Raw genomic sequence first — 21,902 nt, 5'->3', positions numbered from 1 at the left:
GAGGCCGAACTCGACACGCCGGTGCCCACCCTGCTCCTGTCCAACGGCACGGTCCTGGTCGATCAGGCCGTGCCCCTGAGGGACCTCCTCACCGGCCTCGCCGACGTGGAGCTGCCCGCCCACACCGCGCAGCTCCTGGCCCTGCTCTGAGACCGGCGCCGCCCTCGGCGCGGGGACGCGCGGTTCAGAGACGCAGGCTCGACGTCCAGCGGGCGAGCTGGGCGTCGATCTCCGCCCTGGTCCGGGGGTCACCGGGGGCGTCGGGACGGCGCTGCCACGGGTGCGGCCCGGCCGCCGGCCGGTACTCCACGCCCAGCGCGTCAAGACGTCTCTCGTGCACGGCGAGCCGCGCCAGGAAGTCCGCGAAGTCGCGCTCGCCGCTCCACATCGCCTCGGCGAAGGCGGCCAGCCGCGGGAAGGCCATGTAGTCGAGCAGCCGGGGGGAGTCGATGTGCTCGGTCCACAGAGCGGCCTGCGCGCCGAGGATCCGGTCGCGCTCCCCCTCGCCCAGGCCGCCGGGGACGGGGTCGAAGGCGTGCACCGCCCGCAGGGACGTCACGCTGCCGATCGGCACCGGCTCCTGGTCGCCGTCGGCCTGGCGGAAGTCCAGGTACGTCTCGCTGAACGGCGAGACGACCACGTCGTGACCGGCCCGCACGGCCAGCACCGCGCACTTGTCGCCGCGCCAGGCCGCGACGGTGACGCCGGGCGGCAGGCCGCCTTCCAGGAGCTCGTCCCAGCCGAGCGGTCTGCGCCCGCGGGACAGCAGGTAGTCGGTGAAGTGGCGCATGAGCCAGGTCTGGAGCTCGTCGGCGTCGTGCAGGCCGAGCTCCCGGATGCGCTCCTTGGCCGGGACGCTCTCGTTCCACTGGGTCTTCGGCACCTCGTCGCCGCCGACGCAGACGTACCGGCCGGGGAAGAGCTCCAGGACCTCGTCCAGGACGTCGGTGAAGAAGGCGATCGTGCCGTCGGCGACGTTGAGCACGTTCTCGCCCACCCCCCACTCGGTGCGGACCGGCAGGCGGTCGTCGAGGTTGCCGAGCTCTGGGTAGGCGGCGATGGCGGCCTGCGTGTGGCCGGGCAGGTCGATCTCCGGCACGACCGTGACGAACCGGTCGGCGGCGTAGGAGACGATCTCGCGGATGTCGTCCTGGCTGTAGAAACCGCCGTGCGGGCGCCCGTCGAAGCGCTGGTGCCGCGCGGCGCCCACCGGTGACTCGTGCCGCCAGGCGCCGACCTCGGTGAGCCTGGGGTACTTCCTGATCTCCAGCCGCCAGCCCTGGTCGTCGGTCAGGTGCAGGTGCAGGACGTTGAGCTTGTGCGCGGCCAGCAGGTCGATGTACCGCAGCAGGTCGTTCTTGGGCAGGAAGTGCCTGGCCACGTCGATGAGGCAGCCGCGCCAGCCGTATCGCGGAGCGTCGGCGATCTCCGTCGCGGGGATGCTCCACGTCCTGTCCCCGGTGCGTCCGGCCCGGAAGGCGGCGGGATCGAGCAGCTGGCGCAGGGTCTGCGCCCCGTAGAAGGCGCCGGCCGGGCCCGTCGCCTCGATCAGCACCGACCCGGTCGTGGCGGTGAGCCGGTACTCCTCGGGCCCGAGGCCCGCGACGAGCCGGATCTCCACCCCGCCGGGCCCCTCGGGGAGCGGCAGGCCGGTGGCCGGGGTGAGGGCCCCGCGAAGCCATTCCGCGGCCCTGGCCAGCGCCGGGTCGGCGGACAGCGGGGTCGTGGCGGTGAAGGTGAACCGGCCCTCGCCGGGCGTGCGGTGGGCGGGCGCCGGGATCGTCGCGTTCACAGGGCCTGCACGGTGCGGGTCTCGCGGGCGCGCTCGGCGGCCCAGACGACCAGGTGCCCGGCCAGGGCCTCGGCCGGGCCGGCGCCCAGCGGCGCCTGGTCCCCGGCGGCGACGGCGTCGATGAACGCCTTGGTGAGGCCCCCGTCGCCGCCGCCGTGGCCGTCGGCGAGCGACGCGCCCGCCGTCGTCTGGGTGTCGATCCGCTCCTCGGCGCCGGTCACGAAGTCGACGACCCTGATCTCGCGCCCGTCGCCCTCGGCGTACCCGCGGGTGCCGAAGATCCGGGTCCTGCGGTGCTCCAGCGGCGTGAACGCCGTCATGGTGAACGACACGGTCGCGCCCTTCGCGAACTCCAGCGTGACGACCTGCTGGTCGACCACGTCGTTGTCGCAGTCGTAGACGCAGCGGCCGTACGGGCCGGTCTCCAGCGCGTGCGTGACGCCCGCCACGGTGGCGTCGGACGTGACGGCGCCGAGCGGCCAGAACTCCCGGCGCGGGTCGCCCAGGCAGCTCAGGTAGAGACGCTTGGCGGAGTAGGCGCAGTCCGGCTCGACGGCGCAGCTCACGCACCGCGTGCTCGCGCCCTCGGGCCGGTTCTCCGGCCGGAAGTGGGTCAGCGAGCCGAAGGACGACACCGCGACCGGCTGCTCGCCGAGGATGTGGAGCAACCAGTCGATGTCATGACAGGACTTGGTCAGCAGCATCGGCCCCGATTCGGCCGCGTTCCGCCAGGCGCCCCGCACGAAGGAGTGGGCCATGTGCCACCAGCCCACCGGCTCCAGGTGCTGCACGCTGGAGATCGTGCCCAGCCTGCCGCTGTCCAGCAGCTCCTTGAACGCCCTGGTGTAGGCCGTGTAGCGGAGCACGTGACAGACCGCGAACAACACCCCGTTGCGCTCGACCGCCTCGACGATCCGGCGGGCCTCCGGCTCCGTCGGCGCCATCGGCTTCTCCAGCAGGATGGCGTAACCGAGGTCGGCGAAGGCCACGGCCGGCTCGACGTGCAAGCGGTCCTGGGTCGCGATGACCACGGCGTCCGCGAGCTTCGGCACGGCGGCCAGCTCGTCCCATCCGGCGAAGCAGGCGTTGTCCGGCAGGTCGTGGTCGGCGGCCACCCTGGCCCGCCGGGCCGGGTCCGGGTCGGCCACTGCCACGATGCGGGCCCGGCCGTCCGCGGCGGCGGCCCTGGCGTAGATCTGGCCGCGCGATCCGGCCCCGACGATGGCTATGGTCACTGTCATTTCGCAAACTCCTTTATGAAGGTCTCCATAGATAGTCACGAGAATGACCTTGCCGTCAAGCCTCTTCCCGCACGGCACATGCAGCTAGAAGTGGGGATGGGCCAAAGGGATATAGTTCAGAGACCAGTGATAGTGAGGAGTGTGACCGTGCAGGTCAGTGGTGGCGACCTTCAGCGGCTACGCCAGCTGAACTCCCTGAGCAGCATCCGCGCCCTGCGGGAGGCGCGCGAGCCGCTGACGCTCACCGAGCTGTCCGCCCGCACCGGGTTGTCACGGGCCTCCGTCGTGGACGTCGTCACGGATCTGGAGCAGCGCGGCTGGATCGCCGAGGTGCCGCCCGCGCCGGGCGCCATGGGCCGGCCCGCCAAGCGCTACCGGTTCCGCAGCGACGCGGGGCACGTGCTCGGCATCGACGTGGGCGTGCACAAGGTGCTGGCCGTGATCACCGACCTGGCCGGCCGGATCGTGGCCAGCGGGCGGGTCGCCGTCGACCGGCACACCGCCCAGCGGGAGCGGCTGGAGGCGGTGTGGCGGGCCGTCGACGCCGCGCTCGTCGCCGCCGGGCTGAGCGCGTCCGACATGTGGGGCGTCACCGCGGGCAGCACCGGCGTCGTCAACCGCGAGGGGCTCGTCACCATGGTCAACGACCTGCCCGACTGGCCCGGCGTCGACCTCGTCGGTCACCTCGGGCAGCGGCTGGCCTGCCCGATCACCATCGAGAACGACAGCAAGCTGGCCGCGCTCGCCGAGCAGCGGCTCGGGGTGGCCGCGGGCGTCCAGCACCTCGTCTACCTGCACGTCGGCCGCCGGCCCGGCGCCGCGCTGATCATCGACGGGCGCCTGTACCACGGGTTCAGCGGGGCCACCGGCGAGGTCGGGCTCATGGAGATCACGGGCTGGAGCACCATGGCCGGGCGGCTGGAGAGCGGCCCGGCGGCCAAGGGCGCCGCGCCCGAGGAGGCCGCCCGGCACGTCTTCGGCGCGGCCCGGGCCGGCGACCTGGAGGCCCAGGCCGCGGTCGACGCGTACGCCCGCCATCTCGCGCTCGGCACCGCCGCGATGGTGCTGACGCTCGACCCCGAACTGGTCGTGCTCGGCGGCGGGTTCTCCCGCTCGGCCGACGTCCTGCTGCCCGCGCTGCGCCGGGCGCTCGAACCTCACTGTGTACGCGTTCCCGACATCCGGCCCTCGACGCTCGGCGAGGAGTGCGTCGCCCTGGGCGGAGCCTGTCTGGCGCTGGACCACGTGGACGATCGGTTCTTCTCCCCGGAGGGTTCCATCTCCAGCCCCGCCGCTCCGCAGCGACCCTCCTGACCTGCTTCCGGCGGGTGCGCCTCCGACCTCCCGGGCGGATTCGGAGGCTTTCGACACGGGCCAGTGATGCGTCACCTTTCCGCCAGATCACTTTCCGCTGTCACGCGATTACTTTCTGTATGCATTGCTCATGGTCGTCACGGCCTGTGGGGGCTCGCCCGCCGTCCGAGGCCCGTGCCGGCCCACCCACCGCATCAGTGGAGGTAACCCATGCCCGCCAGCCCCGTCGCCCGTCTGATGGCCGCGTCCGCCGTCGCCCTGGTGGCCGCCGCCGTCGCCCCCGCCTCGACGGCCCACGCCGCCCAGGCCGGCCCGCCGGTGTGCCTGGACGCCACCAACAGCCGCGCCGACAACACCAACGTGCGCCTGTGGACGTGTCTGAACCATCCCAACCAGAAGTGGGTGATCCAGGGCGGCCAGATCAAGGTCGAGGACACCGTCGGCACCGGCCGGGAGGTCTGCCTGGACGCCACCAACAGCCGCGCCGACAACACCAACGTGCGCCTGTGGACCTGCCTGAACCACCCCAACCAGAAGTGGGTGATCCAGAACGGTCACATCAAGGTCGAGGACACCGTCGGCACCGGCCGGGAGGTCTGCCTGGACGCCACCAACAGCCGTGCCAACAACACCGTGGTGCGGTTGTGGACCTGCCTGAACCACCCCAACCAGAAGTGGGTCGTCCAGGGCGGCCAGATCAAGGTCGAGGACACCCTGACCTGACCCCGGGGCTGCTTCCAGCTCACGGCCGGGTCGTGGAGGATCCCGCCAGTCCCTCGCGGAACGCGATGGCCGCCGCCTCGGTACGGGTGGCCGCGCCCAGCTTCGCCAGGATGTGGGAGACGTGCACGCCCGCCGTGCTGGGCGAGATGTGCAGCCGGGCGGCGATCTGCCGGTTGCTCAACCCGTCGGCGATCAGGACGAGCACGTCGCGCTCGCGCTCGGTGAGCCCGTCCTGCGCCGGTCGGGGCCGTCCGAGCAGGGCGATCTCTCTGGCGAGCGGCGCGGCGCCCAGCTCGTCGGCCAGCCGCGCGGCCTCCCTGAGGCGGGCGGTCCCGCCGGGCCGGTCGCCCGCCGTCAGCGCGGCCCGCGCGCCGTGGAACAGGCTCAGCGCCAGCTCGTACGGCTGCCCCAGATCCCGCCAGGCAGCCGCCACGCCGTCCCAGCCGGCGTCCCAGCCGGCGTCCTCGACCAGCGCGCGCAGCATGGCCTGCCAGGCCCGGTCGAACGGCCCGTCCACGCCGAGCATCGCATCGGCCGCGGCGAGCTCGGCCCGGCGGGCCGCGACCCGCTCGCGGGGCGCGCCGCGGGCCAGCCGCGCCTGCTGCACCAGGGCGCCGGCGACCAGGACCGGCCGGGCGTCGCTGCTGTAGATCCGGGTGAGCGCCGGATCGGCCAGCGCCCGCTCCAGCAGCAGGTCGGCCCGCTCCGGGTCGCCTTGGGCGACGGCGAGCAGGCAGAACAACTGATGGCGGGAGAACAGGCCGCCGCTCCCGGCGTGCCCGGCGGCGTCGGCGGCGGCGTCGGCGGCGGTGGCCAGGTCCCCGCGCAGCAGCGCCAGATAGCCGGCCAGGACGCGCAGCGCCAGGCGCGACAGCGGCGGCGGATCCTGCTGGAGGCTCTCCTCCAGCAGGGCGGCGGCCTCGTCCCATCGCCCGGCCAGGATCAGGCCGCGCGCGGCGTAGCGGGCCAGCTCGGCGCCACGGCTGCGGCCCAGCCCGTACCGGCGGGCGTGACGGATGCCGCCGCGGGCCGCCTCCACGGCGCGGTGCTGGTCGCCGGCCTTGGCGTGCAGCGTGGCCTCGTACATCGGGACGGTCATGAGCAGGTCGTGGCTGTCCAGCCGCTCGGCCAGCGTGCGGGCCTCGGCCAGCATCGCGAGGTCGCTCGTCATGGACCCGACGCCCAGCAGCCCGCGGATCGTGACCGTGGCGTCGCCGGTGCGCCGGCCGACGGCCAGCGCCTCCACGAACAGGTCGCGGGCCCGGTCCACCTCCGGCAGCAGGCCCATGGCCAGCACCCCGAGCAGCCGCCCCCGCCGGACGCTGTCGGGAGCGGCGGCCAGCAGGTCGAGGGCGTGTTCCCAGTCGGAGACGCCCGTGCTGTCCAGCCGGTGCCGCAGCCTGCCCCGGTGCTCCAGCAGCTGGGCGGCCCGCTCGGGTTCGCGCCGCTCGTCCACCTCGGCCAGCCCCGCCGTGGCGTGGTCGACGCCGCGGGCGTAGTCGCCGCTGAGCATGGCGGCCTCGGCCGCCTCGGTCAGGACGTCGATCCTGTCGGCCCCCAGCCGCGCCTGCGGATCCCACAGTTCGAGGACCTGGTCGAGCAGGCGGAGCTGCTCCTCGTAGGCGTAGGACCGGCGGGCCTGCGCCGCGGCCAGGTAGGCGGCGGTCAGGGCCGGGCCGCGCTGCCCGGCGGCGTAGGCGTGCGCGGCCAGCTGCGCATGGGCGTCGCCGTCGCGCAGGGCCTCGGCGTAGCGCGCGTGCAGGCGGGCCCGCTCGCCGGGCAGCAGGTCCTCGTAGACGGCGTGCCGGATCAGCGCGTGGCGGAAGTCGTAGCCGTCCCCTGCCGTGACGAGCAGGCTGCGGTCGACGAGCTCGCGCAGGAGGGCGTCCAGGGCGGTCCCGTCCTGCCCGGCCACCTTCGCCAGCAGCCGGTGGGCGACCCGTCCGCCCGCCACCGAGGCCAGGCGCAGCAGCTCACGAGCCGGGCCGGGCAGCGAGCGCGGGCCGTGCAGCAGCAAATCACGCAGGCTGTCCGGGGTCCGCTCGCCCGCGCGGGCGAGCGCCTCGACGAACAGCGGGTTGCCGTCGCTGCGTTCGTGCACGCGCAGCACGGCGGCCGCGTCCGGTTCCGTGCCGAGGATCGCGGCCAGCTGGCGGCCCACGTCCTGCCGATCCAGGCGGTCCAGGCGCAACGCGGTGGCGCGCGGGCGGCGGGCGAGCTCGGACAGCAGCAGACCGTCGCCGGTCTCGTGCGGCCGGTACGTGATCAGCAGCAGCACGCCGGGCTGGGTCAGGTTCCTGGCCAGGAAACCGAGCAGCTCGCGGGTGGCGGCGTCGGCCCAGTGCAGATCCTCGATCGCGACGACCACCGGCTGGTCCGCGGCCACCCGCTCGACCAGCGTCAGGACCTCCTCGTACAGCCGGTGCCTGCCGCCTTCGGCCTCGTCCGTCCCGCCGAGCCCGGGGAACCAGCGGGCCAGCTGGCGGTACGGCCCGGGCAGCACCCCTTCCACGCGGATCAGCCGGCGCAGCACCGTCACGAACGGCGCGTACGGCAGGCCGTCGCTGCCCAGCTCGGCACAGGCGCCCTCGACCATCCGAACCCGAGGGCCCAGCGAGCGGGCGAACTCCGCCAGCAGCCGCGACTTGCCGATCCCGGCCTCCCCGGCGACCAGCGCCACCGCGGGCCCCTCCGCGACAGCGCGGTCGAGGGCGTCGGCCAGGGCCGACAGCTCCTCACCCCGGCCGACGAACACGGGACTGACCACGCGCTCCGCCACCACGGCGTCAGCATATAAATACCCGGATCACCCGATGCGCGGCCCATGTTTACCCGGCCAGGCTCGAAGCATGACGACCACCTACCCCCTGCGCACCATCCACGCCCACGAGCTCGACGCCTGGGCCCGCATGATCACCACCACCTACGGCCAGGACTGGTACGAGGGCAGCCTCCGCAACGCGGCCACCTCCATCGAGCCCGAACGCACGCTCGCCGCCTGCGACGGCCCGGAGATCGTCGGCGGCGCCTCGATCTACGGCCGGGTCATGACGGTCCCCGGCGCGGCCGTCCCCGTCGCCGGCATCACGCTCGTCGCGGTCCTGCCCACGCACCGGCGTCGCGGCATCCTCACCGCGATGATGCGCAAGCAGCTCACCGACCTGCACGAGTCGGGCGGCGAGCCGATCACCGCGCTCAACGCCGCCGAGGCCACCATCTACGGCCGGTTCGGGTACGGCGTCGCCAGCCACGTGGCCGAGATCCAGGCGGACAAGAGACTCATGGCCCTGCGGCCCGGCACCGACCTCGGCGACGGCACGATCCGCCTGCTCGCCCGTCAGGACGCCCGGCCGCTGCTGGAGAAGGTCTACGACACCGCCCGCCGCGGCGCGGTCGGCTGGGTGGACCGTACGGAGAAGTTCTGGCAGGCCCGCCTGGCGGACGGCGAACGCGTCCGCGGCGGCGGGACGGAGCTGCGCTTCGCCGTGCACACCGAGCCAGGCGGCGAGGCCACCGGGTACGTCCTCTACCGCTCCAAGCCCGGGTTGGTGCAGATCATCGAGGTCGCGGCCACCACCAGGCAGTCCTACGCCGCTCTGTGGCGCTTCCTCATCGACCTCGACGCGCACGCCGGACTCACCTACGACGGCGCCGTCGACGAACCGCTGACGCACCTGCTGACCGACCCGCGCGCGGCCCGCACCACCACGATCGACAACCTCTGGGTCCGCCTGGTGGACGTCGACCGGGCGCTGGCGGCCCGCCGCTACTCGACCCCCCTGGACCTGGTCCTGGAGGTTCAGGACCCGTTCTGCCCCTGGAACGCCGGACGCCACCGCCTGCGCGCCGACGGCGACTCCGTCACCTGCGAACGCACCCGGGCCCAGGCCGACCTGCGGCTGACGTCCGCCGAGCTGGGGGCGGCCTACCTGGGCGGCACCACACTGTCGTCGCTGGCGGCGGCGGGCCGGGTCGAGGAACTGCGGCCGGGCGCGGTCACCGCCGCCTCGCTCGCCTTCCGCGGGGAGCGCGCGCCCTTCCACCCCTCAGGCTGGGCCTTCCCCGCCTTCTGACGGTTCGCCCCCCTCCGCCCCCGGCGGGGCGGTCCCCGCCTTCTTCGCCGCCCGCGCCGTCCTTTCCCCTCGCTGGCCGAGCGGTCGGGGCGCCGTCAGGACGTGCCGGTGGTGGGCGTCATGCCGGACATGTGCGGCCCTGGTGTCATCTCGGACATGTGCGGCCCTGGTGTCATCTCGGACATGTGCGGCTCTGGCGTCATGTTGGGCATGCCGGGCATTTGTGGGATGCAGGGCATGCTCTGCTCCCCGAACCACTGGACCAGGTACCGCCGCATCGTGGCGACCTCGGCCCGCTGGTCGTCGCGTACCTTGCGGGCGAAGGCGGCGACCTCGGGATGCACCGCCTCACCGTGCACGAGGAGCTGCTGCGACATCATGATCGCCATCATGTGGTGCGGGATCATGTGCTGCAGGAACGCCTTGTCGAGCTGATTCCCCGAGAGCCCCGACAGGTCGGGCATCGTGGTCCCGGTCGGGCTCGGCGCCGGGCTCTGCGGGTACCACTGCAGCAGCCAGCCCTTCATCCGGGCGACCTCGGCGGTCTGCGTCGTGACGATCGACTGCCCGAGCCGCCGCATCTCCGGCCTGCTGGACCGCTGCAGCTGCCGGGCCGCGGCGATGGCGTCCTCGTGGTGCGGGACCATCTGCGACAGGTAGTCGTACTCGCTGGTCACGGCATGCATCTGCCCCATGCCGGGGCACGTGGGCTGCGTTCCTTCAGGGCTCGGGGACGGCATCGGCGGAGATGCCATGGCCGTCGCGGCTGATCCGGTGGTGATGGCGGCCAGGAATGCCCCTGCGGCCATCGCTGTCTTCGCGGAGCGTCGCTTCATGCGTACCCCCAACGCCGATTCGACACCTACTCCAACGGTAACCCGCCCCTGGAATGTCACCGCATACGCCCGTACGGCACGAAGTTTCGACCTTATGATGATCGACCTATGCGGGGAAAAATCGTGATACTTGCGGTCTTATTGTTGACGGGCTGTTCGACGAACGAGCCGAAGGACTGGCTGCTCAAGGATCCGGGCCGGTGGCCGCTGGCGTCATTGCCGGCCGCGGCTTCCAAGTCGGGCATGCCGGACGGGGCGGACAAGGTGCTGGCGCGGATCCAGATCGGCAAATACGACATGGTCCCCTGGATCAGCACCAAGGGCGTGTGCGGGCTCGCCGACCAGGGATCCTCCAGCGTGCTTTTCAACATGAGCCAGGATCTGACCAAGTCCGAGGGCAACGTCGTCACCGCGGAAGAGGGCTTCGCCGGGCCCAAGGAACCCATGGTCGGCACCAGTTCGGAGAGCACCGTGACACTCTGGTGCACCCCGACCCGGATGTTCGTCACCGTCCAGGCAAAAAAGCTCGGAAAGGTGCAGCTCTACGGAAACGCGGCGGCAAAGAAGACCGAGGAAAAACTGACGGTCGTGGTGGGCACGCCGGAGGCGGTCAAGCAGTCACTCCCAGACGCGACCCTGATCGGTCGCTAGCCCCGTATTTCCACAGGCCGGCACCGGAGCCAACCTCTCCGTCCCCGCCTGCCTGAACAGATACTCAACCGATCCTCAACACCGCCGCCGTCAACCTCGACCACAGATCCGAGCCATGCGAAGGGAGACGCGCAAATGACGCACATCCTCGGGAACGCCGCGGCCACGCTCGCCGGAGCCGGCCTGGCACTCGCCCTGCTGACCTCCGCCGCGCACGCCACCACGGCCGCTCCGGCGCAAAGCGTCAAAGCCAGCTGCACGATGAGCGATGGCGAGAAGGCGTACTTGGAGCTGAAGTACCGGACGACCGGCGGATACCACCGCATCTCCGACATCATCTACCGCTGGAGCTCCAAGGCGCCGACCCGCCTGAAGGCCGCACACCTCAACCTGATGGTCGAACGCCGCGGCAAGGACGGAAAGGTCTACGGGAAGACGTTTCGCGAGAAGAAGGCACTCTACGACGTCTCCTACGACGTCATCCTCGACCTCAAGGTCCCGGCCAGGAAGAAGCTCTACTTCGCCGTGGACGCCACGTTCGTGAGGAAGGGCGACACGCTGCGCTGCACGGGGCGCACTGCCAGCGTCTGACGCCTCCCGATCGCGCACCGACCCCACTCGAACTCCCGCAGCCGGACGCGCTCACCGAAAGCCGCCGGCACAGGGACGCCGCCTTCGAGCCGGTGCGGCAGGCGGACGACGTTCACGGCCGCCCCCGCTTGCGGCGGTCCTTTCGGGAGTCCGGTCCGAGATCGGGGGTCTTGTAGGTGACCAGGGGGATCGTGGTGGCCACGGGCGTGGCCAGTCCGTGGTCGACGAGGTCGCTGATCACCTGCTCGATGCGCTTGTAGGCCGTGGGCGCCTCCTCGAAGAGGAGCTGGCGGTCGCCGCACACCACCACCGACCCCACCGGCGTGCGGCGCAGCTCTTCGACGGTGTGCTTGGCCCGGCCGCGGCGCAGGGCGTCCGCGCGCGACATCTTGCGGCCCGCGCCGTGCGCCACGGAGTGGCCGGCGTCCGGACCGGCGTGGGCGGCCACGAGGTAGGACGGGGTGCCGCGGGTGCCGGCGATGAGCACGTCGCGGCCGTCGCCCGGCGCCGCTCCCTTGCGGTGCAGGTAGCCGCCGTCGCGGAGTTCGACCAGGTTGTGGCACTGGTCGAGGATCGGCTCGGCAGGCTCGAACCCCAGCGCGTGCGCGACCCGGGCGGCCAGCAGCCGCCGGTTGAGCGACCCCCACCGTACGGCCTGGTCGTGCCTGGCCAGGTAGGCCGCGGGATCGGGGGCGGGGCCCGCGCCATGGACCTCGGTGTGCTCGCGCAGGATCCGTTCGCCCAGCCCCCGTGAACCGCTGTGGACGACGAGGACCAGGTCACCGGCGCCGAGGCCGAGCCGAGCGGCATGGCCCGGTTCGAAGACGGTCCCGATCCGGGCCAGCTCGACGAAGTGGTTGCCGCGGCCGACCGTCCCGAGGCCCTCGACGTGACCGGCGGGGATGTCGTCCTTCATGACGGCCCAGGCGGGATCGTCGGCATCACGCTCGGGATCCAGCGCACGATCGAGGTCGGGAAAGCGGGCGGCGAGCCTCTCGGGCACGGCGCGCTTGAGCCTCACCGGGAACACGGCGATGCCGCACCCGATGTCGGAGCCCACCAGGAACGGGTACAGGACGGCCGACGCCATGGCGGCCCCGACGGGCGCGCCCTTGCCGGGGTGCAGGTCAGGCATGGCCGCGACGTGCGTCATGCCGTCGAGAGCGGCCACCTGACGGCACTGCGCGACGGCGTCGGACTCGATCCAGCTGGTGGGCGCGGCGAACACGGTGACGGTGGCCCCCGCGACCGGAGCCGACGGGGCCGGGCGTGGCTGAGACTGTTGCTGAGACAAAGACGTTCTCTTCCCTGCAGAAGGGCATGGACAGGCGGCATCACGACGCGAACCGGCGTCGCGGCATCACAAAGGGCGGGGTGTCTTCCGTCAGAGCCTCATGGGGATCACGCTCTCGAACCCCCGCCATCCCAGGCAACCGATTTTCGGCGCGCCGAGGGCGCCGCGGTCCTCAGCCCGACCAGGCTTCGGCTTCGGCGACCCAGCCGGCGGCCATGACGAGCCGGCTCCGGCGGTCAACCGCGAGGAACCCGAAGGGACGGCTGAAGTCGAGGTCGACGTGCCTGACGCGGTACCGGGACGGCGGGGCCACTCCACCCCCGACGGCGCCGAAGGCGGTGATCGCTTCGGCTTCGAATCCGGCGGAGTGGAAGGCGGCGACGACGTTCTGCCGGGCCTGGGTGACGGCGAGCGGCTGGGTGCTGATGCCCGGGAAGTGTCCGCGGGCCGGGTCGGTCACCGTTGCCAGGCCGAAGACCTCGGGCAACTCCAGGAGGTCGTGCGTGGCGGCGATGGTGAAACGCGGGATTTTGACGTTCAGCACGTCCTCGGGGACGTGGTCGCGAACGTGGCGGACAGTCATCCCGGGGCCCGGACAGCCCACAGCCAGAACATCGGCCGGCGTGGCGAGATGACGCCCGTCCAGCACATCGACCCCGGCGCCGAGAACCTGCCCGGGTCCCATCGAGTCGTCACCCAGCACCAGATGGACGTCGATCCCACCGGTACCCATGACCCGAAGCAAGGTCAGCCGGCCGGCCGGGGTGTCGGCGACCCCGGCCCGGTCGAGCAGGCGGGTGCTGCGGCGTAAGAGATGGATCTCACGTCCGGCCCACGGGCCGGCCTCGAACAGGCCGACGCCGTCGGTGAACGGCCGCAGCCACGCGGTGCGCACGGTCAGCGCCATGGCCAGGACGAGCAGCACGCGGTCGCTCAGCTGGAGGGGCATGCTGTCGATCAGCCCGCCGGTCTGCTCCTTGGCCCAGGTGTCGAGCCGGAGCCGGTCCGCGGCCGGGTCTGCGGTCAGTTCGCCGTGCATGCCCGCGGGAAGCGTGCTGAGCCAGTCCCGACGTAGCGGCAGGTCCGGCCGGGACCACAAGCCCAGCGCCGACCGTACCGCCGTGGACTCGTCCATGATCGACAGCACGACTCGGGCCGCCTGGGACGCGGTGGCGGCGTCCATCCCCACGGCCTCCTGCAGTTCCGCGCGCCCCCCTCCTCCGGCGGCTGACGCGAGATGAGCCAGCAACGGCCAGGCGCCTGCGCCGGCCATCACGACGGATCCCCCCGAACAGGTCTGCACCCACCGGGCGGTCAGTGCGTTGGCGGCGGTCACCGCGGCGTGCTGCTGCTGCCGGTTCATGCGGGCGACCGTACAAGATCGATGCATCCGGTGCGGCGGGATCTGCTCGGTCAGTCCGGGCGTGCCCGGCCGCCCCGTCGCTCCTCCACCACCGGGCGCGCGAGCAGCTTGTCGAGGCTGCGGCGTTCGCGTTTGGTGGGACGCCCCGCGCCACGAGCCCGGACGGCCACCGTCACGGTCTCCTCGCGGGGAGGGGGCGGAGGGCTCTTGTCGACGTAGCACTCGGCGGCCACGGCGGCGCCGACGCGCTTGGTGATGGCACGGGAGACCACCACGATGCGTTCGCGCCCGTCATGCCGCAGCCGGATCTCGTCCCCGACCCGTACGGCGTGCGCAGGCTTGACCCGCACCCCGTTGACCCGGACGTGACCGCCCCGGCAGGCATCGGCCGCGGTCGAACGGGTCTTGGTGAGCCGTACCGACCAGATCCAGCTGTCCACCCGCACACTCAGCTGCTCACCCACCACCCCGACACTGTACTGAGAACCCCGCACCGCCGACATCCGCCCCTTGCCTGGCAGGGGGTGAATGCGCATGACGACCAGAGCTCGCGGCATGCCTGGGTCAGCCGTGCCTCAGCTGGGCCCGCTCGACATACCCAGGAAAGTCCGGATCACGGGCCCAGGCGGCTCCTGCGGTGGGCGTGGTCGGCCGTTAAGATCCGCTTCTGGTGAGGTACGTCCGAGGCTGCGCCTGTCAAAAGGAGCACAATGGCCGCACACGAGCACCCGCTCACGGATCTCGAACAGCGCCTGTTGGCCATCGCGCACGAGCGCGGATTCATCCTGCCCCCCGAGACCGATCTGTCACGGCTTCCGGCGGAGGCCGGATCAAGGATTGCTGACGCGCCCAAGCACTCCGATGGCATGCGTCACTTTCCCAAGAAGGTCAACAAAGGGGAGCGTCCGTCCACCTACGGCTATCCGATCACCTGCGCGGATCTCACAGCATTTGGCCGGCTCCTCGCCTCTCTGACATAGAGGCGTCCTTCGGTTGTCCCGCCGGGGCAGGCGCAGCGCTCGGAGGACTCCCCGAGCGCCGGCGCCTTCTACGTGTTCAATCGGCGGTTCTGTCGTGACCGCTTCATGCCGTGGCGAGCGGCCAGAGAGGCTCCGGCGTGTGCCGAGAACGCTGTCAGGCGCCGAATCGCTGGCCAGAGCCCAACCTTGGGGGAGGCGTGGCCGCTCACTGGCTGGCGTGGACGTCGGGTCAGGTCTTCTCCTGGAGGGTGACGTTGACCTCGTGCGCCTGGCCGTCCCGCAGGTAAGTGATCTTGACCTGTTGGCCCGGCTTGGCGCCTCTGACCTGTCCGACGACGGTCTCGCCCGCGTCGACCGGCGTGTTGCCGATCTTCGTGATCAGGTCGCCCTGCTTCAGTCCGGCCTTCTCCGCCGGGCTTCCCGCTATGACCTGGCTGATCAGGGCGCCGGGCACATCGCCGGTCGCGTCGGTGACGCTCACCCCGAGGACCGCGTGGCGGACCTTGCCGGTGGCGATGAGCTGGTCGGAGACCTGCTTGGCGGTGTTGACCGGGATGGCGAAGCCCACACCGCCGCCGGCGGCGTTCGAGGCGATGGCGGTGTTGATGCCGACCAGTTCCCCAGCGGCGTTGACGAGCGCGCCGCCGGAGTTGCCCGGGTTGATCGAGGCGTCGGTCTGGATGGCGCCGCCGATCGTCGTGCCGGCGCTCTGCCGGCTCTGCTCCTGCCCCCAGCCGGGAGGGAGCTGCTGCCGCTGGTCAGGGCCGGTGGTGAGGGTACGGTCAAGCGCGCTGACGATCCCCGCCGTCACGGATCCGTCCAGGCCGAGGGGGCTGCCGATGGCCAGTACGGCATCACCGACCTTGAGTGCGTCGCTGTCGCCGAGCGTCGCCTTGGTCAGCCCGGACACGTCCGCGGCCTTGATGACGGCCAGGTCGGTGGCTGGATCGGTGCCGACGATGCTCGCCTTGGCCGTCTTGCCGTCGCTGAACTTCACGCTCATCTGCCCGCCGCCCTGGCTCGCGCCCTCGACCACGTGGTTGTTGGTGAGGATGAGGCCGTCCGCCGACAGCACGACGCCCGAGCCCTCGCCGGTCTGCCCCTGGATCATCACGACGGTCGGCTGAACCTTGGCCGCGACGTCTGCCACGGTGAGCGACCCGGAGGCCGGCTTGAGGACGGGACTGGGCACGTGGGTGGTGGTGGTGGCGACGGGCGCGGGCCGGAAGGTGGTCACCGCGACGGCGCCGACCACCCCGCCGACGATCGCCATCGCTGCCAGCGCGAGCCCGGCCACCGCCTTCTGGCCGGCGGTGAAACGGGCCTTCAAGGTCGGCGCCGGCGGAGGCGGGGGCGGCGGCTGCTCCGTGACGATCGGGTCACGGCGGGGGAAGCCTCCGGCGGTCGGTGGCGTGGTGCCGAACTGGCTCCACCCGCCGTTTCCCTGCGCTCCAGGGTCCTGCTCGTGAGGCTCGTGCGCGTTCATCTGTCATCTCCCTCAAGTTCTGCTGCCTCACGGTGCCAACTCCGGCGTAAGACCCGGCTAAGCCCTTGATCCCGAAACCGGGCCCGCTCCTCATGACGGCCTTATCGATCCAGGTCGGGGCGGGGGGTGAGCCGCCGATATTGCTTTCTACATGTTGTCGAACCTGACCGGCCGGACCGGTGGGCCAAGGCGGCGTCTCAGGGGCGCGGGGTGGGGAGCGCGTCGCTGAGTGAGGTGAGCAGGAGGTGGCGCTGCAGCAGGGTGAGCTCACCGACGCTGGTGCCGGGATCGATCTTGGCCTGGCGCAGGGTTCGCGTGATCTGGTCGGGGGTGTGCTCGGGCAGGGCGCGCAGGAGGGCGGTGGCGTCGGCGGTGATGGTGGTGGCGTCCCTGCGGGCCAGGAGTTGTTCGAGGGTGAGCCGCCTGGCGGTGACGGCGGCGCGTAGCTGGGCTTCGGACATCTGCCGAGGCAACGGATCGCGGGGCGGTGCGGCTTCGGCCGTTCGAGGGTTCGGCGCGGTGGCGAGGCCCCGGGCGGCGGCGACCGGTGCGGAGGATGGCGCCGGACCGTCGGCGAGCAGGGTCTGAGCGGTGACCAGCAGGCCGCCGATGGCGGCCACGGCGGTGGCGGCGAGGACGAGGTGGCGGCGGGTCGGGCGGCGGCTGTCGCGGGCGCTGGTGAGTCCGATGAGACCGGTACGCAGCAGTACGCCGGTCACCATGCCGAGCAGCACCGGCACGCTCTGGGCGGGCAGCGGCGCCACCGTCGCCAGGACGACGCCGGCCGCGGGAGCCAGACAGGACAGGGTGAGCAAGGGGGCGGCCGGTCTGCGTGCCAGGTCGAGCATGGCGGTCAGGGCCAGCCCTTCACTGGCCGAGTGGATCACCAGGGCGGCCACCACGACGGCGGACGCGGCCCCCGCGACCAGCTCAAGCAGCTGGAACAGGCGAGCGGCAAGGAGGCGGAGACCCTCTTCCTGCGCCTGATGATCCCGCATCACCAGGGCGGCGTGCAGATGGCTCAGGCGGCGCAGGGGAGCGGCCAGTCGCAGGTGAGACGCATGGCGAAGTCGATACTCGCCGCCCAGGAGGCGGAGATCGAGCTGATGCGCGACATGCTCGCCGCCGCGGCGCGGCCGGCACGCCTGCGCCTCAAGCCGGCTGAGGCATGGCCGGGCTGGGCACCCACACGCTGTACTGCCGCCTGCCGCACGGCGTCGTCGTGCTCATCGCCAAGGACCAGGGATGGCTGTCCTGCCCTGGCTCTTCGGCCCGCTCGGCGCCCTGACCATCGTGCTGTGCCTGCCGCAGACCCGCGGCATGTTCAGGTGGGTGCTCGAACCCCGCCTGACCTTGCTCTACCGGACGGCCGGCCAGGTAGCCGGCTACCAGCCGACCTCGTCGCAGCCGATGTGGCCGTCCGGCTCCACCTGCAGGGTCGCGTGCGCGACGCCATGACGGGTGCGCAGCAGGTCACGGGCCTGATCGAGGACGGAGTGATTGTCGCTCTGGTCGCCCGTGACGAGGTGGGCGGTGGCCACGTTCATGCCGGAGGTCAGCGTCCACAGGTGCAGGTCGTGCACGTCGCGCACGCCCTCGATGGCCGCCAGGTCGGCCGCCACGACGGAGGCGTCCATGCCCTCGGGCACGTGCTGGCCGAGCACCGCGAACACCTGCCGGCCGAGCGAGATCGCACGCACGGCGACGAACACGCCGATGGCCAGCGCGATGACCGTGTCCCAGAACACCTGACCGGTCGCCGTGATCAGCCACCCCGCCGCGATGACGCCGACCGAGCCCGCCGTGTCGGCCACCACCTCCAGGTACGCGCCCTTGACGTTGAGGCTCTCACTGGCGCCGGACCGCAGCAGGAACAGGGCGATCAGGTTGACCGCCAGCCCGAGCGCGCCCACGACGAGCATCGGCCCTGAGGACACCTCGGCCGGGCCGCCGATCCTGCCGATCGCCTCGGCGACCACATAGACGGCGACGCCCAGCATGAGGACCACGGCCAGCAGCGAGGCGAACACCTCGGCCCGGTAGGAGCCGTAGCTGCGCCGGCCGGTGGTGTCGGGGCGAGCGGCGATCCTGGTGGCGACCAGCGCCGCGCCGAGCGTGACGACGTCGGCGGCCATGTGCCCGGCGTCCGACATCAGGGCCAGCGACCCGGAGATCAGCCCGTAGGCCAGCTCGACCAGGAAGAATGCACCGATCAGGACGAACGAGACCGCCAGCCGCCAGCGGTGCCGGGCCCCGGCGTGCCCGTGCCCGTGACCCACGCCCATCAGCCCTCGCCCTCCCGCTCCGGGTGGATGGCCTCGGTGTGCTCGGTATGGGCCAGCGCCAGGTCCAGCAGCATCCGGACGTGCGGATCCTCCAGCCGGTAGTACGCCATCCGGCCCGAGCGGCGGGCGGCCACGATGCGATGGGCACGCAGCAGACGCAGCGCGTGGGAGACCGCAGACTCGCTCTGCCCGGTCACCGCCGCCAGGTCGCACACGCACAGCTCGCCGTCCAGCAGGGCGACCAGCAGCTTCAGCCGGTTGGGGTCGGACAGCAGGCCGAAGATGTCCGCCGTGTCGGTGAGGTCCTCGGCAGCGGGCATGCGCTCGCACACCGCGGACACCCGGTCGGCATCCACCACCTTGACGGCACAACCGTCCACCATCAACACATTCTCAGCTGAAGAACTGTTCATATGTGTATTCTGTCGCCTATGCGGCGAATGTCAACAACGCGCGAGCGAGGCAACAGCCGTACCAGGGGAGCCCGTCGTTCAGTGCGCGCAGGCCGGCTGGGCAGCAATTCGCCGAGCAGCGACGGCATCACCCCGGTCGGCTGAGCCCGGCCCTCCAACAGGGAAGGAGTGGCGGTTAGTGGCCGTCCGGTCGGGATGGTCCGCGGCCAGAGTGCAACCGGTGCCGGTGCTGTCTGCAGATCAAGAACATCTGTGGGAGTCGTCCTGGACCGAGTGCGGCGGCTCGGCCACCATCAGAACATGACCGGAAGCGGATCAGCGGGGGCGGGCGGCGGGGGAGCAGGCTCGCGCCTGAACTGGACGGCAGTGAGCGCTCTGGCGGGTTCCATCGCAGCCGTGGTCGCGCTCTTCGCCTACCTGATGCCGCTCAAGACCTCGCCCGGCACAGTGGGTTCCAGTCCGTCCCCGGCTCCATCCCCAACGGGTCAGGTCGTCACCCCGCACTCACCATCGCCGGTGGACTCACCGCCTGAGTCCAGCACGTCCCAACCAGCGAGTCACACGCAAGCCGTCCAGGAATCCCCTCCACCGCCGCTGAAGGTCCGGACCGTCGGCTGCGACGAGACGGCGGCGGCCCTGACCGCCTACCGCAGGGATGCCGGAACCAGCCCAAGCGGTCAGGCGGCCGCGGCTCAGCAGACGTACAGCGACTTGATGGGCGCAGCCCTCAACGCGCAGGGCGCGGTGGGGGCGAAGATCAGGCGGCTGGCCGCGGAGTTCCAGGAACTGAGCTTCCGCCTGACGGGCATGACCGGCGGCGACCCCAACCAGGTGATCGCGGATATCAATACGGACGTCGCGGAGTTCAACAGGTTGTGCGCCTCGGGTTGATCGCACGACAGGGCCCGCGCTACCGCAATGGCGGGAAGAGTGGTCAGTGAATGGCAGTGAGGTCGACGACCAGGAACTTGTCGCCGCGGCTGAAGAGGGCGATGTTGCTGCCGGCCGGGGCGCGGTAGCGGGTCCGGGTGTCGATGCCGCGGATCTCGGCGGACACGCCTGACCGCACGTCGTGGACGATCGCACGATCGGGCAGCTGGGCGGACAGGAACCGGTCCTGCTGGAGAGGCTGTGGCGCGACTCCCGTCACGTCCATCTCTTGCCGTGCTCGCCCGTCCCGGTCCTGGACCTGCGCCGCCGCGGATCGGCCGGGGTGCGTGACGCAGAGGGTGATGCCGCAGGCCACCGGGCTGCCTGGCTGCAAGGCGGTCCGGGCGCGCTTCTCGCCGGTCTCGATGTTCATGACGGACTGGAAGGGGGCTTCGTTGCCGCCGAACGTCCCGGGTGATCCGACCCAGGGCCAGCTCAGGATGTGCTGTCCCTGCGCGCCGTCTACGCGCTGCGGTTGCCCGCCGTTGACGTCGACGGTGAAGACGCCTTCGTTCCCGGCTGACCAGGCCAGGCGGTCAGGGGTGATGGCGATCCCGGTGACGAAGCCGGCCGATGAGGCGGGCGGCAGGGGAGCGGAGGTGACGAGCTGCGGCTTGCCGCCGGTCGTCGGGACGGTCCAGATGTCGGCGGTTCGCTTGTCGGCGGCGCCGTGTGCGGTCCACCAGGCGACCCGGCCTTGGCCTGCGGTGAAGCCGTCGGGGAAGAGGGTGGTGCCGGCGGGGAGGGTGATGTCGGCGAGTTCGGCCACCTCGCCGCTGTGCACGTCGTAGGTGTAGAGGCCGTTCGCCTTCTCGAAGCCGGCTTCGGCGGTCAGAAGAATCTTGGTGGTGTCCATCATCAGTCGCGGCCGGACTTTTCTGCCGTCGGGTAATTTGGCCGGCACTTCGTGCACTGCTGCGGGCCACAGTTTCTCGATGGGTTCAGGCGCCGAGGCTCGTGCTGAGCTGACGGATGCGGTTCCGCTGCCGGTTGAGGAGGTTTCCGGCTTGGACAGAACATGGGTTGTGACGGTGACTATTGCCGCGACGGCTACTCCGCTCGCGACCGCTGCGGTAAGCGCGGTGCGGCGCGAACGCTTGGGACGACGGCTGCGTTGAACCTGCGCGTAGTTCGATGTATCGGCCATTTGGCGTCCTTGATGAGCGGTTCGATGCCGGATATTCCTGGCCGGCAAGACTTTTGATGGAAGCGCAGGCGCTGAACAAGGTTCGATTCGATGACTGAAAGTACGCCGTCGCATGTATGACGGCCCGCGCTGGGGGACGCTACCAGCGCTACCTACATTTCCGCTAATGAACAGAATGGCGTGGTGCGCTCACTCAGTTGCCGCAGTCCACCCGAGCAGGAGTTGCGAGAGCGGTACGATCGCGATTCAAGTCGACGTGCAAGTGGAAGTAGCGCATGTTCAACGTGTACCTGCGCCTTGTCGCCGATGACGGCGACCCCGAATCGGTGACTCGGGCGCTCGGCATCGCACCCGACGAGTCCACCCGGCACGGCCGCCCGTCCCCGAGAACGGGCACGCCGTACGGGTTCAGTTCATGGACCCTCGCACTGGGCCGGCAGGTGGGGGCGGACCGGTTGCCCGAGGTGTTCGGCAGGCTGGCGGCGTGGGGCGACCGGGGCGCGCACACGTTGCGCGATCTTGCCCGCGGCCAGGGCTGGGAGACGACGTTGATCGTGGTGCAGGAGTTCCGCGACGCTGAGGAGCCCCGGGAGAAGGGCATCTCGATGGACGCGGACCTCATCCGCTGGCTGGCGGCGGCGCGGGCCGGCGTTGAAGTCGATCAATACCTCATGCTTCCGCCAGAGCGAGCTTGATCGCCACGCGGATGTCACTGCCGAATGGCGGACGTGGTGAAGCCCTGAGCCAAGGCAACGGAACGCGTAACCTTCACCACCCGGCGAC

Annotated in this window: 21 protein-coding genes and 1 pseudogene; 10 read left to right on the top strand and 12 right to left on the bottom strand. The window is 71.4% G+C overall.

The window, feature by feature from the left end; translation table 11 throughout:
- The first annotated feature begins 21 nt into the window (after nucleotides 1-21).
- Nucleotides 22-150, top strand: coding sequence for a hypothetical protein (locus ACFYUV_RS45785; protein ID WP_387681103.1), 129 nt, complete (start codon nucleotides 22-24; stop codon nucleotides 148-150).
- A gap of 34 nt (nucleotides 151-184) precedes the next feature.
- Here the strand turns inward: ACFYUV_RS45785 and ACFYUV_RS45780 are convergent, their stop codons facing one another.
- Together ACFYUV_RS45780 and ACFYUV_RS45775 are read right to left on the bottom strand one after the other, a co-directional pair.
- A complete protein-coding gene (locus ACFYUV_RS45780) occupies nucleotides 185-1,792 on the bottom strand; it encodes a beta-N-acetylhexosaminidase (RefSeq protein ID WP_387681101.1) in 1,608 nt (535 codons plus the stop codon).
- Nucleotides 1,789-3,033, bottom strand: coding sequence for a Gfo/Idh/MocA family protein (locus ACFYUV_RS45775; RefSeq protein WP_387681098.1), 1,245 nt, complete (start codon nucleotides 3,031-3,033; stop codon nucleotides 1,789-1,791). The genes ACFYUV_RS45780 and ACFYUV_RS45775 overlap by 4 nt, the downstream gene beginning before the upstream one ends.
- Before the next feature lie 141 nt (nucleotides 3,034-3,174).
- On the opposite strand from ACFYUV_RS45775, the gene ACFYUV_RS45770 reads away from it, so the two are divergent.
- Both ACFYUV_RS45770 and ACFYUV_RS45765 read left to right on the top strand, forming a co-directional pair.
- Entirely contained in the window at nucleotides 3,175-4,347 is a 1,173-nt protein-coding gene (locus ACFYUV_RS45770) for an ROK family protein (RefSeq protein WP_387681095.1), read from the top strand.
- 210 nt (nucleotides 4,348-4,557) lie between these two features.
- Nucleotides 4,558-5,070 (top strand): RICIN domain-containing protein, encoded by a 513-nt coding sequence (locus ACFYUV_RS45765; protein ID WP_387681093.1) that lies wholly within the window; start codon nucleotides 4,558-4,560, stop codon nucleotides 5,068-5,070.
- 19 nt (nucleotides 5,071-5,089) lie between these two features.
- On the opposite strand, the gene ACFYUV_RS45760 is transcribed toward ACFYUV_RS45765, so the two are convergent.
- Nucleotides 5,090-7,852, bottom strand: a complete 2,763-nt coding sequence (locus tag ACFYUV_RS45760; protein ID WP_387681090.1) for an ATP-binding protein — start codon at nucleotides 7,850-7,852, stop codon at nucleotides 5,090-5,092.
- A 67-nt stretch (nucleotides 7,853-7,919) separates the two neighbouring features.
- Between ACFYUV_RS45760 and ACFYUV_RS45755 the strand changes: the two genes are divergently transcribed.
- Nucleotides 7,920-9,143, top strand: coding sequence for a GNAT family N-acetyltransferase (locus tag ACFYUV_RS45755; RefSeq protein ID WP_387681087.1), 1,224 nt, complete (start codon nucleotides 7,920-7,922; stop codon nucleotides 9,141-9,143).
- Between the two features lie 95 nt (nucleotides 9,144-9,238).
- Here the strand turns inward: ACFYUV_RS45755 and ACFYUV_RS45750 are convergent, their stop codons facing one another.
- Nucleotides 9,239-9,838 (bottom strand): DUF305 domain-containing protein, encoded by a 600-nt coding sequence (locus ACFYUV_RS45750; RefSeq protein ID WP_387681084.1) that lies wholly within the window; start codon nucleotides 9,836-9,838, stop codon nucleotides 9,239-9,241.
- Between the two features lie 249 nt (nucleotides 9,839-10,087).
- On the opposite strand from ACFYUV_RS45750, the gene ACFYUV_RS45745 reads away from it, so the two are divergent.
- Together ACFYUV_RS45745 and ACFYUV_RS45740 are read left to right on the top strand one after the other, a co-directional pair.
- Complete coding sequence (locus ACFYUV_RS45745; protein ID WP_387681081.1) at nucleotides 10,088-10,630, top strand: hypothetical protein; 543 nt, start codon at nucleotides 10,088-10,090, stop codon at nucleotides 10,628-10,630.
- Between the two features lie 135 nt (nucleotides 10,631-10,765).
- The gene (locus ACFYUV_RS45740; RefSeq protein ID WP_387681078.1) at nucleotides 10,766-11,221 is read left to right on the top strand and encodes a hypothetical protein; all 456 of its coding nucleotides are present in this window, start codon (nucleotides 10,766-10,768) and stop codon (nucleotides 11,219-11,221) included.
- Between the two features lie 112 nt (nucleotides 11,222-11,333).
- Here the strand turns inward: ACFYUV_RS45740 and ACFYUV_RS45735 are convergent, their stop codons facing one another.
- The 3 genes from ACFYUV_RS45735 to ACFYUV_RS45725 all read right to left on the bottom strand — a co-directional run bounded on the left by ACFYUV_RS45735 (nucleotide 11,334) and on the right by ACFYUV_RS45725 (nucleotide 14,342).
- Nucleotides 11,334-12,515, bottom strand: a complete 1,182-nt coding sequence (locus tag ACFYUV_RS45735; protein ID WP_387681075.1) for an RNA ligase RtcB family protein — start codon at nucleotides 12,513-12,515, stop codon at nucleotides 11,334-11,336.
- Between the two features lie 172 nt (nucleotides 12,516-12,687).
- The gene (locus tag ACFYUV_RS45730; protein WP_387681072.1) at nucleotides 12,688-13,878 is read right to left on the bottom strand and encodes a serpin family protein; all 1,191 of its coding nucleotides are present in this window, start codon (nucleotides 13,876-13,878) and stop codon (nucleotides 12,688-12,690) included.
- 50 nt (nucleotides 13,879-13,928) lie between these two features.
- The gene (locus ACFYUV_RS45725) at nucleotides 13,929-14,342 is read right to left on the bottom strand and encodes an RNA-binding S4 domain-containing protein (RefSeq protein ID WP_387681069.1); all 414 of its coding nucleotides are present in this window, start codon (nucleotides 14,340-14,342) and stop codon (nucleotides 13,929-13,931) included.
- A gap of 246 nt (nucleotides 14,343-14,588) precedes the next feature.
- On the opposite strand from ACFYUV_RS45725, the gene ACFYUV_RS45720 reads away from it, so the two are divergent.
- Complete coding sequence (locus ACFYUV_RS45720; protein WP_387681066.1) at nucleotides 14,589-14,858, top strand: hypothetical protein; 270 nt, start codon at nucleotides 14,589-14,591, stop codon at nucleotides 14,856-14,858.
- A gap of 229 nt (nucleotides 14,859-15,087) precedes the next feature.
- On the opposite strand, the gene ACFYUV_RS45715 is transcribed toward ACFYUV_RS45720, so the two are convergent.
- Nucleotides 15,088-16,344, bottom strand: coding sequence for a S1C family serine protease (locus tag ACFYUV_RS45715; RefSeq protein ID WP_387681063.1), 1,257 nt, complete (start codon nucleotides 16,342-16,344; stop codon nucleotides 15,088-15,090).
- A gap of 197 nt (nucleotides 16,345-16,541) precedes the next feature.
- On the bottom strand, nucleotides 16,542-17,342 hold the full coding sequence (locus ACFYUV_RS45710; RefSeq protein WP_387681060.1) for a hypothetical protein: 801 nt from the start codon (nucleotides 17,340-17,342) through the stop codon (nucleotides 16,542-16,544).
- On the opposite strand from ACFYUV_RS45710, the pseudogene ACFYUV_RS45705 reads away from it, so the two are divergent.
- Nucleotides 17,283-17,405, top strand: a pseudogene (locus tag ACFYUV_RS45705) (DUF305 domain-containing protein); the annotation flags it as partial. The gene ACFYUV_RS45710 and the pseudogene ACFYUV_RS45705 sit on opposite strands and share 60 nt — an antisense overlap.
- A gap of 324 nt (nucleotides 17,406-17,729) precedes the next feature.
- On the opposite strand, the gene ACFYUV_RS45700 reads toward ACFYUV_RS45705, so the two are convergent.
- Complete coding sequence (locus tag ACFYUV_RS45700; protein ID WP_387681057.1) at nucleotides 17,730-18,629, bottom strand: cation diffusion facilitator family transporter; 900 nt, start codon at nucleotides 18,627-18,629, stop codon at nucleotides 17,730-17,732.
- Entirely contained in the window at nucleotides 18,629-19,012 is a 384-nt protein-coding gene (locus ACFYUV_RS45695) for an ArsR/SmtB family transcription factor (protein ID WP_387681054.1), read from the bottom strand. The genes ACFYUV_RS45700 and ACFYUV_RS45695 overlap by 1 nt, the downstream gene beginning before the upstream one ends.
- 426 nt (nucleotides 19,013-19,438) lie before the next feature.
- Here ACFYUV_RS45695 and ACFYUV_RS45690 point away from each other — a divergent pair, with 426 nt between their 5' ends.
- The gene (locus tag ACFYUV_RS45690; protein WP_387681051.1) at nucleotides 19,439-19,933 is read left to right on the top strand and encodes a hypothetical protein; all 495 of its coding nucleotides are present in this window, start codon (nucleotides 19,439-19,441) and stop codon (nucleotides 19,931-19,933) included.
- 43 nt (nucleotides 19,934-19,976) lie between these two features.
- Here ACFYUV_RS45690 and ACFYUV_RS45685 read toward each other — a convergent pair whose 3' ends face one another.
- Nucleotides 19,977-21,119 (bottom strand): hypothetical protein, encoded by a 1,143-nt coding sequence (locus tag ACFYUV_RS45685; protein ID WP_387681048.1) that lies wholly within the window; start codon nucleotides 21,117-21,119, stop codon nucleotides 19,977-19,979.
- A gap of 275 nt (nucleotides 21,120-21,394) precedes the next feature.
- Between ACFYUV_RS45685 and ACFYUV_RS45680 the strand changes: the two genes are divergently transcribed.
- A complete protein-coding gene (locus tag ACFYUV_RS45680) occupies nucleotides 21,395-21,814 on the top strand; it encodes a DUF4279 domain-containing protein (RefSeq protein ID WP_387681045.1) in 420 nt (139 codons plus the stop codon).
- Nucleotides 21,815-21,902: the final 88 nt, after the last annotated feature.

The sequence above is a fragment of the Nonomuraea sp. NPDC003560 genome (assembly GCF_042878785.1).
Classification (GTDB): domain Bacteria; phylum Actinomycetota; class Actinomycetes; order Streptosporangiales; family Streptosporangiaceae; genus Nonomuraea.
Note: the sequence above shows the minus strand (reverse complement) of the source record. Positions and strands in the feature narration are given on the sequence as shown.